Below are 13585 nucleotides of genomic sequence, written 5' to 3'. Positions count from 1 at the left end.
CGCTAATGAATCTGCTTTTTCTAAGTTATTGGGGCCTTGAAGACGGGCTTACGGTTTCCACGGTATTTCCACATCTGCGCCTGCTTCAGGAAACACCCGAAATCAAGCGCATCCTATTCGTAACGATTGAACGGGGGGCTAGCGCCAGCCGGGAACTACGCTTTGCACCAGGTTTCGTCACCGATAAAATTACGTTTGCGCCGCTCCGCAGCCGGCAGAACCAGCCGTTGCTGCTCAACAAAATCGACGACTTCGTGCGTTTTCCTAACGAGTTGATTGCGTTGGTGAAAGCGCACCGTATTGATGTGCTGTTGGGCCGGGGCGCACCGGCCGGGGCACTGGCGTATCTGGTGTGGAAGAAAACCAAGACGCCTTTCCTGGTAGAATCATTCGAGCCGCACGCCGACTACATGCTGGAATCGGGGGTGTGGAAAAGCTATGACCCTCGGTATCTGTTTCAGCGGTATTGGGAAAAAAAGCAAAAGCAGTTGGCCGTGGGCCTCATGCCGGTGGCCGAAAACTACCGGCGCCAGCTGGTGCAGGAGGGCGTGCCTGCGCCGCGCATCGTAACGGTGCCCTGCTCCGTAAACGTGCCCGATTTCAGCTTCGACCCCACCCGCCGGCAACAAGTGCGCGCCCGGTTGGGCATCAACCAAGCCGCGCCGGTTGGTATCTACGTGGGCAAGTTCGGCGACATCTACTACGATGCCGAAGCCTTCGACCTGTTCCGGGATGCTGCCGCGCATTTCGGGCCGCAGTTCCGCTTGCTGGTACTCACGCCCAACCCCGAAGCGGAAGTGCGCGCCAAGCTGGCCAAAGTAGGTTTCGGCCCCGAGCAGGTGTTCGTGACCAAAGCGCCCCACGCCGAAGTGCCGGGGTATTTGTCGGCGGCTGATTTCGCCTTCGCCACCATCAAGCCTGCCGAGTGCCGCCGGTTTTGCTCACCCATCAAAGTAGGCGAATATTGGGCGGCTGGCCTGCCGGTGCTGCTTACCGAAGGCGTCGGCGACGACAGCGACATTATTCAGCAGGAAGGCGGCGGCGCTATCTTCAACCTCGAACGGCCCGCTACCGTGCCCGCTGCCTTGCAGCAGATTTCAACGCTGTTGCAGCAGCCCAAGTATCGGGTTGATATTCGGGAGTTGGCGGTGCGGCACCGTACGGTGGCCAGGGCGCAGGAAGCGTACGAACAGCTACTATTGCCCCTGGCCAGCCAAACGGCGTAAAATCCGCCACGCCTAGTTGCTAAACGATGCCCGAGCTACTCAAGAAAGTTGCTGTTCTGCAATCCAACTACTTACCGTGGCGGGGATACTTCGATTTGATTGCCAGCGTCGATGAGTTTATTGTGTACGACGATATGCAGTACACCAAAAACGACTGGCGCAACCGGAACCGTATCCGCACGGCGCACGGCACGCAGTGGTTAACTGTGCCGGTACGCCGTAACACGCTCCAGCAGCGCATCCGCGACACGCAGGTGATGGACCGCCGCTGGGCTGATAAGCATTGGCGCACCCTTAGCCAGGCATACGCGCGGGCCTCGCATTTTCAGTTTGGGCGTGAGGTGTTAGCCGACTTATATGCCCAAGCGGCTGAGCTGGAGTATCTAACCGATATCAACGTGCTGTTCCTTACTGCCATCTGTGACAAGCTGGGCATCCGCACCCGCATCAGCCGCTGTTCCGACTACGCCTACGATCCTACTGCTGATCGGAGCACCCGGCTGGTGCAGTTGGTGCAGGCGGTAGGCGGTAACAGCTACCTGTCGGGGCCGGCCGCGCGGCAGTACCTGGCCGAAGAACAGCTGACGAAAGCAGGTATCGGGGTAAGCTGGATGGAGTATGCCGGCTACCCCACGTACCCGCAAGTACACGGCGGGCCGTTTGAGCCGGCGGTATCCATTGTAGATGTGTTGTTTAACATGGGGCCAGCGGCGGCGCAATACGTATGGAAAGCCGGTCAGGCAGTGGCCACTGAAATACAATGAATACCAGCTCCACACACTCGCTCGACTATTCCGTGGTGGTGCCCGTTTTTCAGGGCCAGGAAACCCTGCGGCCGTTGGCGGAGCAGGTGCGGGCGTTTTTCAAGGAAGCGGGCTATTCGTATGAGCTGATTCTGGTGCACGATGGTGGCCACCCGGAGGCCTGGGAGGTAATGCAGCAGCTGCGGCAGGAACTAGGCGCGGCTACCGTGAAGCTCATCCGGCTCTCGCGCAACTTCGGGCAGCACAACGCGCTGCTTTGCGGTTTCCGGCACGCCACGGGGCGGTTCATTGTTACGCTCGACGAAGATTTGCAGCACGTGCCGGCCGACATTACCCAGCTGATTCAGCGGCAGGTGGAAGGAAATTTCGACGTGGTGTATGGCTGCTACGCCGTGCGGCAGCACGCTGGCTGGCGCAACCTTACATCGGGTCTGCTGCGGCAGATGCTGCGCCTGGGCATCCCGGAGCTGCACCCCGATTATTCTGCATTTCGCCTGCTAAAAACCGAGGTAGCCCGGCATTGCCTGAGCATGCGCAACTCCTACACATTTCTGGATGGCTACCTGACCTGGGTAACGAGCAGCGTAGGCAGCGTGCCCGTAACGCATCAACCACGCTCGACGGGCCGCAGCAGCTACACGTTGGGCCGATTGATAAGGCACTCCATCAATATCTTCGTCACCTTTTCCGATGTGCCGGTGCGGTTGCTGTCGTATGCGTCGTTGTTGGTGTTTGTGCTTACCACGCTGTATTCCAGCTACATCTTGTTGCGTAAGCTGCTCTACAACGACTTGCTGCCGGGCTTTGCCTCACTTATTGTGGCTATTGGAATAGGGGTAGGGCTGTTGCTGCTAGGCATGGGTATTTTGGGCGAGTACATTCACCGCATCAACCTCAAAACCACTCGTCGCCCCGATTTTATAGAGGCCGAAACGCTGGAATAGTTTGCCAGTGCAGGCTGCCTTTTTCGTTGCAAAACACTTGTCCGCATTATAATTCCTTTCCCTATGCCGCATCTACCACGCCGTACGGCCATACTTGGGGCTGGCGCTATGGGGCAGCAAATAGCGCAACACCTGCGGCAGACCGATGGCTGGCTGGTGGCGGGTTTTTTCGACGACTGGGCAACGGAAACTATCAGTCCTGAGCCTGTATTAGGAACGATGGCCGAAGTGGAAGCAGCCTATGCAGCGGGCCAGTTCAAGGAGTTGCTGCTGGGCATCGGGTATCAGCACATGGCTTATCGGCAGCAGGTATTCAACGAACTCATGGCGGCCGGCATCCCGTTTGCTCAATTCGTGCATCCGGCGGCCTACGTGGATGCCAGTGCCGTGCTTCAGCCCGGCGTATTTATCTCGCCGGGCTGCGTGCTCGATTTGAATGTGCAGCTTGAGCCCAACGTATTTCTGTACCCCGGCTGCATTATAGCCCACGACACTCGGGTGGGCGCGCACAGCATGCTGGCGCCGGGCGTGCGCCTGGCAGGCCGGGTGCGAGTGGGAGAACGGTGTTTTCTGGGCATCGGTACTACCGTTATGGATGGCCTTACGCTGGCCGCTGAGGTACGCACTGGGGCGGGGGCGGTGCTGGTGCGCAGCCTGGATGAGCCGGGCACCTACGTAGGAGTACCTGCCCGGCCCCTGCCGCCTCCCCTGTAAGAGCGCCAGACCCTGATTCGCCGGAATCCTGCTAGTTTTGCCGCCCTACCTCCGGGTGGTTTACGCTGGCCTTATGCTCATTCCGTTCAACAAGCCGTACTTCATAGGCACCGAAACCCGCTACATCGAGGAAGCCGTGCGTTCCGGTAAGCTCTCCGGCGACGGGATATTTACCCGGCGGTGCGAGGAGTGGCTACAGCACCAGTTGGGTGTGCCCCGTGTGCTGCTTACCACCTCGGGTACCGACGCGCTGGAACTAGCCGCCCTACTACTCGACCTTCAGCCCGGCGACGAAGTACTGCTCCCTAGCTTCACCTTTTCCTCCACGGCCACGGCCTTTGTTCTGCGTGGGGCCAAACTCATCTTTGTTGACAGCTCGGCCGACGGTCCGGCCTTCGATACAGCACAGCTGGAAACCTTGGTTACGCCCCGTACCCGCGCCATTGTGCCAGTGCACTACGCCGGTTTGGCCTGCGACATGGATGCGGTGCGCGCCGTAGCAGAGCGCCACCACTTGGCAGTGGTAGAAGATGCGGCGCAGGCCCTCGGGGGCGGTTTTCGGGGGCGGCCACTTGGTACGCTCGGCGCACTCGGCGCATTTTCTTTCCACGAAACCAAAAACGTGACGGCCGGCGGCGAAGGGGGCATGCTGGTAATAAACGAACCGCAGCTGATAGCACGGGCCGAAATTCTGCGCGAAAAAGGCACCAACCGGGCCGCTTTCTTTCGGGGCGAAGTAGCCAAATACAGTTGGGTTGATGTCGGCTCTTCATTTCTGCCCGCCGAAATAAACGCGGCGTTTTTGTGGGCTCAGCTAGAAGAGCTGGAAATTATTCAGCAGCGCCGCCAAGCTATTTGGGCGCGGTATTTCGCCGAATTGCAGCCGCTAGCGCAACTCGGCGTACGGTTGCCGTTCGTGCCCGACTACACCACCCAGAATGGCCACTTGTTCTATCTGGTGTGCCGTAGCTTAGCAGAGCGCACTGCCCTGATTGCCGAATTAAAGCAGCAAGGCATCACCGCTATTTTCCACTATCAGCCCCTGCACAGCAGCCCCTACTATGCCCCTCGCCACGATGGCCGCCTATTGCCTTGGGCCGAGCACTACGCCGATTGTCTGGTTCGGCTACCTTTGTACACGGAACTGGAAGAAAGTCAGCAACAATGCATCGTTCGGGCGGTGTTGCGTTTCTACCAGATAGTATAGTTTGTTTTCTGTTTGCCTCTCTGCCGCGTATGCGCATTCTTTTTGTGGTTCCTTACCCGCCTGGCAAGGCCCCGTCGCAGCGGTTTCGGTTCGAGCAGTATCTCGACCTGCTCACTGAAGCTGGGCATACGTACCAGCTAGTGTCATTCCTGTCTGATGCTACCTGGGCTATTCTTTACAAGCCCGGGCATACGGTAGCCAAGGCCTTAGGTATTGTTGGTGGTTTTTTGCGGCGGGCCGCCTTACTCTTCACGGTGCCCGGCTACGACTACGTGTTCATCCACCGCGAAGCGTCGCCGATTGGGCCGCCATTCTTTGAGTGGATTGTTGCCAAGGTTTTGCGAAAACGAATCATTTACGACTTCGATGACGCCATCTGGATTCCTAATACGTCGGAAGCCAACCGAATAGTGGCCGGCGTGAAGTGGCACCATAAAGTGGGCAGTATCTGCCGCTGGGCTTATAAAATCAGCTGCGGCAACGCCTACCTGCGCCACTACGCCCTGCAGTTCAACCCCGCGGCCGTAGTGAACCCCACCACCATTGACACCGAGCACCTGCACAACCGCATCCGCGACCAGCGGGCCCCCGGCCCGCTGGTTATCGGCTGGACCGGTACGCATTCCACTTTAAAGTATATCGAGCAGATTGTGCCGGTGCTGGCCGAGTTGGAAACCCGCTACACGTTCGAGTTCCGGGTGATTTCCAACCAGCCGCCGGTGTTGCCGCTGAAGTCGTTGCGGTTTCAGCCGTGGCGCAAGGAAACCGAAATCGAAGATCTGGCTGGCTTGCACATCGGGCTTATGCCGCTCGAAGACGACCCCTGGGCGCAGGGCAAGTGCGCGTTCAAGGCTCTGCAATACATGGCCTTGGGCATTCCGGCGCTGGTGTCGCCAGTGGGGATGAACACAGAATTGGTGCAGTCCGGTGTGAACGGCTATGTGTGCGGCAGTGCTGCGGAATGGCGGGAAGCCCTGGAGCAGCTTCTGCTCACCCCCGAACTACGCATTCGGCTGGGAGAAGCGGCGCGTGCTACGGTAGTAGAGCGCTATTCGGTGCTGGCCAACCGCCAGAACTTTCTGAGCCTGTTCTCTTAAGCGGCTACGGCCCGGCGCCGAGAGGCTGGCTGGGCGGCGCGGGTGGCCTCGCTGTAGAGGATATACAGCGCCGACAGGTAGAACGGCATCAGCGGAATTTTGTAGCGCACCAGCGTACCAAAGTTGCCGCTGTTCACGCCCACGCCCACGGCGAAAATAACCGTGAAGATGATGCAGAAGGAGATAATAGGGCGCGCGGCAATCAGCCGTAAGCTGCGCATTAGCCCCGCCCGAAACAGAATGCTGCCCGTGAACCAGGTAAACCACAGCGCCTCCAGCGCCGACAGTAACATGATGGGGTTGCGGGCCTCCCAAATGAAAGGCCGGTAAAGCGTAACAAATACGGCCTGTGGTGCTACCCGCACAATGCTGCCCAGGCTGCCATCTATTTCTCCAATATTGTAAGCCGAACCATTTTCCTTGGTGCGCAGAAACAGGGCCTGCTGCGTAATGCGGCTTCTTTCCCCAATCTTCTCGACGTCAAACCGCTCGTCGCCTTTAGTTAGATTGACAGAGCCAAGGTAGCCCACGCCCAGGCCAATAACTACTAAGAAAGGCTTAAGTAGCGTGCGCAACAAGGGGTTACCAATGCGCTGACTGTTCTCATTAAACACCCAAAACAGTGCCGGCGCCAGAAACGACATCAGGATGTACACTTTCACCATGACAAGCAAGTAAGCGCCGAGCCCGCCAAACAGTGCCGAACGGAGAATATTGCGCTTCAGAATCAGGCCGTAATAGAAGCCGTAGAACACCCAGCCGAGGGCTCCCAGGCATAAGGAATCCTTCATCAGGCCCGAGCCCCAGAAAAAGACCGAAGGCAGGAAAAAGGCCGCAATAGCCAGCTGCTTATAGGCCGCCGGATATACCCGAATGAATACCAAGTACATGGCCCATACGCCCGTAAAGCTGATCATTGCGAAAAACAGCGCTATTACGGTGTAGGAATTAAAGCACAGCAGCCCCAGAAAGGCCGCAATGCGCACCACAAAAAACTCGGTATTGTCGCCGCCATTGCCAAACCAGAACATGCGCGCGGTGTAGGGCGCTATGTCCGGCGAGTTTTCAGAGGCGGTTAGCAGTTTCAGGCCCGTGCTGAACGAGGCACCGAAAGCCTCATGAATAATGGTGGCGTGGTAATGGTAGTTGAACGTGTCCCCTCCTTTGTAGTAGAACTGGTAAATCAGCCCCAGCCCAATTGCTCCCATAAACTTGAGCGACAGAGCAGGAATGAAGTATTTCTTGGTGTAGAAGTTGGTGACCTTTGGCCGCACGGCATAGGCCAGCGCATAAAACAGCGCCAGATAAAGCGGGGTAAGAAAAAGGTCGGTTAGCTCCATAAGTGATTCGGAAAGCCTACTTCTTATTTTTCTTCAGGTAAGCCTTGGCCTCGCGGTAAGCCGCCGACTTTTTGTCGGCAATGTCGGCTACAATCAAGTAATAGCGCCGGGCGGCGGCTTTGTCTTTCTCCTTGTCGGCTATCCGGGCCAGGTTGTAGTTGGAGTGCAGGTAAAAGCCGCCCTTCACTTCGTCGGTCAGCTCCGAGAAAACGATGCAGCGCTGGTAATAATCCTTGGCTTTCTCCAAGTCCTTATAGCGGTTCTGCATCAGCCAAGCCAGAAAGTAAGTGGCGTAGCGCCCACTGGTAGCCTCGTAGCCGGGCAGGCCCTGGTTGAGCTTCGTCAGTATCTCCAGACTCAACCGCTCACACTCCCGGAAGTCGCCTAAATTAAAGCACGACAAGGCATAGAACCGTTGAAAGTAGCCGTTGTCGGGATATGTTTTGGCGAGGTTGCGGGCAATGGGTGCGGCGGCCTCCCAGTTGTTTTCCTCGTTGTTGAGAATGCGCATCAGGAATACTTTAGCCTCCGGGCCCACGTAAAAGCCATTGTCGGCCACGCTGCGCAGCTGTTGCAGCCCTAGCTGCTTGTTGCCCTTTGGGAAGAGCAGCAACACTGGCTTGAGCAGCGGGTAGTTGTCGGGAATCCAGACGGCGTAGTAGTTGAACAGCGCCTGCCCAAACAGGAACTCTGGGCTCAATCCGTTGGCTTCCTTGCTGATTTCCAGGTACTTCAACGCCCGTTTGGCGCTTACCGTAGCCTTGGGCCAGTTAGACCGTTCGGCGTGCAGGCGGCCATCAAATCCATAGGCCGCCGCCAGAAAAAAGCAGGCCTCATAGTTCCGGTTATCAGTATCATACAGTGCTTCACCCTTCTGGATAGTAGAATCCATATAGGCGAAAAACAGTTTGTCGTACTGCTTGGTCTTGATGTTGGTGGGTACAATTTTCCACCACTGGCTCAACCCCATCAGGAAATAAGGCATGGGGTGCTGCGGATAGCGCCGCCGCAAAGAGCGAAACTGCTTTTCAGCCCGCTCATACTTGCAGTTGTATAGGTTTTGCACCGCGCCTTCCAGCTCCGTTTGAATGTCCTTGTCCAGCAGCAGCCACCCTTTGGTATTAGCCGTGGGCAGCACATCCACGTTACCGGTTTCGATGTTGCGGATGGGCGACGACGAGCGAGTGGTATCAGGCTGCTGGGCGAAAACCAGCGTGGGAGCCAGCAGCAGTAACAGGATAAATCGGAGGCGGAGAATCATAAACACAGTTACTTGCAAGTGCGTCGCCGATGATAGATCAGTGCCGCGCCGCCCAGTGGGAGAACTAAAGTATGGCTTTTGTCCTAGTTTCAACTAGATAACGACTTGTGATGGACCTTTTGCACACCTTATGTCGGATTGCGGCCCCCGCCGGAAACGAAACAGCGCTTACCCAGTACGTGCTCAGCTACATTGAACAAGAGCAACACAGCTGGCGAGTGCAACCCACCGTACTGGCCGGCGACGGCTGGCAGGATTGCATTCTGCTGGTCTTTGGCGCCCCGCGTACCGCTGTTTTCGCGCATCTGGATAGTATTGGCTTTACGGTGCGCTACGGTCGACAACTGGTGCGCATCGGGGGGCCGGTGCTGGAAGCGGGGTCGCGCTTAGTGGGGCGCGATGCACAGGGCGAAATTGACTGTCGGTTGACCATAGACGAAGAAACGGGGGAAATCGGCTATGAGTTCACCCGCGAGATAGAGCGTGGCACCGAATTAACATTTCACTGCGACTTCCGCGAAACCGAAACTACCGTGCAAAGCTGCTACCTCGACAATCGGTTGGGCGTTTGGAACGCGCTGCGCCTCTGCGAAACTCTCGAAAACGGCATTGTGGCCTTCAGTTGCTGGGAAGAGCACGGCGGTGGCTCGGTGGCTTATCTGGCCAAATACATCTACGAAACCTACGGCGTGCGGCAGGCCCTGATTTCCGACATCACCTGGGTAACCGAAGGCGTGCAGCCCGGCCAGGGCGTGGTAATCTCCCTGCGCGACTCCCTGATTCCGCGGCGCGCCTACGTAGAGCGTATCCGCCGCATTGCCGAGGCGGCGGGCATTGCGCACCAATTGGAAGTGGAAGGCAGCGGCGGCTCCGATGCCAAGGAACTCCAGCACGGCGCGCAGCCCTGGGACTGGTGCTTCATCGGAGCCCCCGAGGACAACGTGCATTCCCCCGATGAAATAGTGGACAAGCGCGACATTGCCAGCATGCTGGCGCTCTATCAGGTGCTGATGCGGGAGATGTAAGCAGCGGCAGGGGAGGGCGTACGGCCGATTCGGGTTGAAAGCGAGAAGCTTGAATATTAGGTAATAAACTCTATTTTACCCATTCGAATCCAGTTTCTCTCCCACTTCCAACCCCACCACTTTATGACAGGTTTTCTATACGTTGTGCCCATACTCGGGCTGCTGGCTTTGGTATACACGTGGCTGCGCTCCGGTTGGGTGAGCCGCCAGGATGCCGGCGACGAGCGAATGCGCACCATTGCCGGTTACATTGCCGACGGCGCCATTGCCTTTCTGAAGGCGGAGTACAAGGTGATGGCCATGTTCGGGTTGATTGCCTGCGCCTTTCTGTTTTACCTGGGCAGCACCGGCGAGAAGTCCAGCCCGGTTATCGTGCTGGCTTTCATTATCGGGGCGCTGCTGTCGGCGGGGGCGGGGTATATCGGGATGAAGATTGCCACCAAAGCCAACGTGCGCACGGCGCAGGCTGCCCGCACCAGCCTGTCGCAGGCCCTGAACGTGTCGTTTTCGGGTGGCTCGGTGATGGGCATGGGGGTAGCGGGTTTGGCCGTGCTGGGGTTGGGCTCGTTGTTTATCGTGTTCTACCAGCTGTTTGTGGTGAGCAAAAACGGCGGGGCCAACGGAATTGAGATGGAAACGGCGCTGGAAGTGCTAACCGGCTTCTCGCTCGGGGCCGAAAGCATTGCCTTGTTTGCCCGCGTGGGCGGCGGCATCTACACCAAAGCCGCCGACGTAGGTGCCGACCTGGTAGGCAAAGTGGAAGCTGGCATCCCCGAAGACGACCCCCGCAACCCCGCCACCATTGCCGACAACGTAGGCGACAACGTGGGCGACGTAGCCGGCATGGGCGCCGACCTGTTCGGCTCTTACGTGGCTACTATTCTGGCTACTATGGTGCTGGGCCGCGAGGTGGTAGCCCGCGGCGACCAGTTTCAGGGTCTTTCGCCCATTCTGCTGCCCATGGTGATTGCCGGGATGGGTATTGTGGCCTCACTGATTGGGATTCTGTGCGTGCGGGTGAAGGAAGGAGGCAACGTGCAGGCGGCCCTCAACACCGGCAACTACATATCGGTCATCGTGTCGGCCGTAGCTTCTTACTTCCTCATTCGCTGGATGCTGCCCACGGGCGACTTGATTATTGGGCGGCCCGGCTCGGTGCCGTTTACTTCGTTGGATGTGTTTTGGGCGGTAGTGGTAGGCCTTGTTGTGGGCACGCTGATGAGTATCATCACCGAGTATTATACCGCCATGGGCAAGCGGCCGGTGCTCAGCATTGTGCGCCAGAGCAGCACCGGCCACGCTACCACGGTTATCGGCGGTATTTCCGTGGGTATGGAATCCACGGTGCTGCCCATCATCGTGCTGGCGGCGGGTATCGTGCTCAGCTTCGAGTTTGCGGGCCTCTACGGTGTGGCAATTGCCGCGGCCGGCATGATGGCCACCACGGCCATGCAGCTAGCCATTGATGCCTTCGGGCCCATTGCCGACAACGCCGGCGGTATTGCCGAAATGAGCGAGCTACCCAAGGAGGTGCGCGAGCGGACCGATATTCTCGACGCCGTAGGCAACACCACCGCCGCCACTGGCAAGGGTTTTGCCATTGCCTCGGCGGCGCTTACTTCACTGGCCTTGTTTGCGGCCTTCATGGGCACGGCCAACATCACGGCCATCGACATCAGCAATGCGCGGGTGCTGGCCGGCTTGTTTGTGGGGGCCATGATTCCGTTTATTTTCTCGGGTTTGGCTATTGCGGCAGTGGGCCGTGCGGCTATGGCCATGGTGCAGGAAGTGCGTCGGCAGTTCCGCGAGATTCCTGGTATTATGGAAGGCACCGGCCGGCCCGAATACGAGAAGTGCGTGGCTATTTCCACCCAGGCCGCCATCCGCGAAATGATGCTGCCCGGCGCCATTGCCCTGATTGTGCCCATCATCATCGGGTTTGCTTTCGGGCCCGAAGTGCTGGGCGGCACCCTGGCCGGCGTTACGGTTAGCGGCGTGCTCATGGCCATCTTCCAAAGCAATGCCGGCGGCGCCTGGGACAACGCCAAAAAATCGTTCGAGAAAGGCGTGATGATTGATGGCACGATGCAGTACAAAGGCTCCGACGCCCATAAAGCCTCCGTCACGGGCGACACCGTGGGCGACCCGTTCAAGGATACGTCCGGCCCATCCATGAACATTCTTATCAAGCTCATGAGCATTGTGTCGCTGGTAATTGCGCCTCACATTGCCGCTCCGGAGCGTGGCGTAGCGCCTGCGCAAGGCCGGAATCAACTGGAAATGAAGGTGCGCCCGTACGTCCGCTACGCCCAACTGCCCGAGCAGGCTACGGAGGCCGTTACCACCCTGCTACGCAACCTGTAGGCACCGTTTTTTGTGGTTGGTTTTTCGTTTTCCGATGTTTGCTGCCCGAACTCGCACTGCTTATTGGTTTCTGTCGAAAGCAGTTGGAATTCAAGCGAAAGTATAATTCCGCAAGCGGTAGTAGGCGGCAAACAGCAAAGGTTTCTTGCTGAAACGAAGCCAAAACGAAAAGCAAAAAACCAACAACAAAAAACGAAAAAGCTACCTTTGGTGGCCCGCTCCCCTGCGGCCCAACCCCCTACGGATGAACCCGGATTATATTTCGCTGCACGACAAGCAGTTCAAGCCTTATCTATCGGCTGCGCGCTTGGCAGAAGTTGAGCAGGAACTGGCCGCGCGCCTCAACCAAGACTACGCCGACAAAAAGCCGCTCTTCCTGGCAATCCTCAACGGCTCGTTCATGTTTGCGTCCGACCTGCTGAAGCTCGTGCAGATTCCTTGCGAAGTGTCGTTTATCCGTGTTGCTTCCTACCAAGGCACCAGCAGCACCGGTGAGGTGAAGGAAGTGCTGGGCCTGACCGAAGAACTCGCCGGCCGGCATGTGGTGCTGCTTGAAGATATTGTAGATACCGGCCACACCATGCGCATGCTGCTTGATAAGCTGGCCACCAAGCAGCCGGCTTCGCTGGAAGTGGCTACCTTGTTCATGAAACCCGAGTGCCTACAACACGAACTAGCCATTCGGTACGTGGGCCTGAGCATTCCCAACGACTTCATTGTGGGGTACGGCCTCGATTACGATGGTTTGGGCCGCAACTACCCCGACGTCTATAAAGTCGTATAGCGCACATCATAAGATTAACCAGTGAAAATTCGCTGGCGGGTATATAAGCTTTAACTTTCCTTGCTTATCTTTCCCAACCCCACACAATTTTTTCTTCGCAAAACCCCAAGTTATGCTGAATATCGTGCTTTTCGGCCCTCCCGGTGCTGGCAAAGGAACGCAAAGTCAGAAGCTCATTGCGCGTTACAACCTAGTACACCTTTCCACCGGCGACCTGCTTCGCTCTCAAATTGCGCAAGGCACCGAGTTGGGGCTCCGTGCCAAAAAGCTCATGGACGAGGGCCTGCTTGTGCCCGATGAAGTGGTGATTGGCATGATTGAAAGCCAGCTGGCCGGCAACACCGAAGCTAACGGTTTCATCTTCGACGGTTTCCCGCGCACGGTACCCCAGGCCGAAAGCCTCGATGCCCTCACGCAGCGCTACGACACGGGCGTGTCGTGCATGATTGCGCTGGAAGTGGCCGAAGAAGAGTTGGTGAAGCGCCTCTTAGAGCGCGGCAAAACCAGCAACCGCCCCGACGATCAGGACGAAACCAAAATCCGCAAGCGCGTAACGGTTTACAACACCGAAACCGCGCAGGTGGCGGGTTTCTATGCTGCACAAAACAAATTTCACGCCCTGAACGGCATCGGTGAAATTGATAACATCTTCGAGCAAATCTGCGCCGTTATTGACAAGCACCAGGCTGCTACCACTCAAGACACCAAGCAGGCAACCAACGAAGTAAAAGCGTAACTTTGCGGCTGCTACCTTATTGGGTAGCGGCAGAACTCTCTGTCATCCTGGATTTGCATTGTCTCTTCGGTTGAAGACACGACGCAAATCCAGGATGACAGCCGTTTTTAGGCCTTACCTCAG

At 57.5% G+C, this 13585-nt stretch carries 12 protein-coding genes; 10 read left to right on the top strand and 2 right to left on the bottom strand.

Translation table 11 applies throughout. From position 1 onward, the window contains the following. Positions 1 to 5 precede the first annotated feature (5 nt). From J0X19_RS05350 to J0X19_RS05325, 6 genes are all read left to right on the top strand, one after another. Positions 6 to 1226, top strand: coding sequence for a glycosyltransferase (locus J0X19_RS05350; protein ID WP_206982205.1), 1221 nt, complete (start codon positions 6 to 8; stop codon positions 1224 to 1226). 26 nt (positions 1227 to 1252) lie between these two features. Further along, complete coding sequence (locus J0X19_RS05345) at positions 1253 to 1990, top strand: WbqC family protein (RefSeq protein WP_206982203.1); 738 nt, start codon at positions 1253 to 1255, stop codon at positions 1988 to 1990. Next, positions 1987 to 2934, top strand: a complete 948-nt coding sequence (locus J0X19_RS05340; RefSeq protein WP_206982201.1) for a glycosyltransferase family 2 protein — start codon at positions 1987 to 1989, stop codon at positions 2932 to 2934. The genes J0X19_RS05345 and J0X19_RS05340 overlap by 4 nt, the downstream gene beginning before the upstream one ends. A 63-nt stretch (positions 2935 to 2997) precedes the next feature. Beyond that, entirely contained in the window at positions 2998 to 3648 is a 651-nt protein-coding gene (locus J0X19_RS05335; protein ID WP_206982199.1) for an acetyltransferase, read from the top strand. A gap of 73 nt (positions 3649 to 3721) precedes the next feature. Continuing rightward, positions 3722 to 4855 carry a dTDP-4-amino-4,6-dideoxygalactose transaminase gene (gene rffA, locus J0X19_RS05330; protein WP_206982190.1) on the top strand — a complete coding sequence of 378 codons (1134 nt, stop codon included), beginning with the start codon at positions 3722 to 3724 and terminating at the stop codon, positions 4853 to 4855. A gap of 29 nt (positions 4856 to 4884) precedes the next feature. Next, positions 4885 to 5952 (top strand): glycosyltransferase family 4 protein, encoded by a 1068-nt coding sequence (locus J0X19_RS05325; protein WP_206982188.1) that lies wholly within the window; start codon positions 4885 to 4887, stop codon positions 5950 to 5952. Here J0X19_RS05325 and J0X19_RS05320 read toward each other — a convergent pair. Beyond that, positions 5949 to 7292: a hypothetical protein gene (locus tag J0X19_RS05320; protein ID WP_206982185.1), complete on the bottom strand. Its 1344-nt coding sequence runs from the start codon at positions 7290 to 7292 to the stop codon at positions 5949 to 5951. The genes J0X19_RS05325 and J0X19_RS05320 overlap by 4 nt on opposite strands. A gap of 16 nt (positions 7293 to 7308) precedes the next feature. Then, positions 7309 to 8553, bottom strand: coding sequence for a tol-pal system protein YbgF (locus tag J0X19_RS05315; RefSeq protein WP_206982184.1), 1245 nt, complete (start codon positions 8551 to 8553; stop codon positions 7309 to 7311). Between the two features lie 110 nt (positions 8554 to 8663). On the opposite strand from J0X19_RS05315, the gene J0X19_RS05310 reads away from it, so the two are divergent. The 4 genes from J0X19_RS05310 to J0X19_RS05295 all read left to right on the top strand — a co-directional run bounded on the left by J0X19_RS05310 (position 8664) and on the right by J0X19_RS05295 (position 13462). Next, the gene (locus tag J0X19_RS05310) at positions 8664 to 9578 is read left to right on the top strand and encodes a M20/M25/M40 family metallo-hydrolase (RefSeq protein ID WP_206983358.1); all 915 of its coding nucleotides are present in this window, start codon (positions 8664 to 8666) and stop codon (positions 9576 to 9578) included. Positions 9579 to 9701: 123 nt separating this feature from the next. Then, the gene (locus J0X19_RS05305; protein ID WP_242582108.1) at positions 9702 to 11942 is read left to right on the top strand and encodes a sodium-translocating pyrophosphatase; all 2241 of its coding nucleotides are present in this window, start codon (positions 9702 to 9704) and stop codon (positions 11940 to 11942) included. Between the two features lie 244 nt (positions 11943 to 12186). After that, a complete protein-coding gene (gene hpt, locus J0X19_RS05300) occupies positions 12187 to 12726 on the top strand; it encodes a hypoxanthine phosphoribosyltransferase (protein WP_206982182.1) in 540 nt (179 codons plus the stop codon). A gap of 112 nt (positions 12727 to 12838) precedes the next feature. Next, positions 12839 to 13462, top strand: a complete 624-nt coding sequence (locus J0X19_RS05295; RefSeq protein ID WP_206982180.1) for an adenylate kinase — start codon at positions 12839 to 12841, stop codon at positions 13460 to 13462. The last annotated feature ends 123 nt before the right edge of the window (positions 13463 to 13585 follow it).

It is taken from the genome of Hymenobacter telluris, assembly GCF_017313265.1.
Lineage (GTDB): Bacteria > Bacteroidota > Bacteroidia > Cytophagales > Hymenobacteraceae > Hymenobacter > Hymenobacter telluris.
This window is presented reverse-complemented; position numbering and strand designations above follow the sequence as displayed.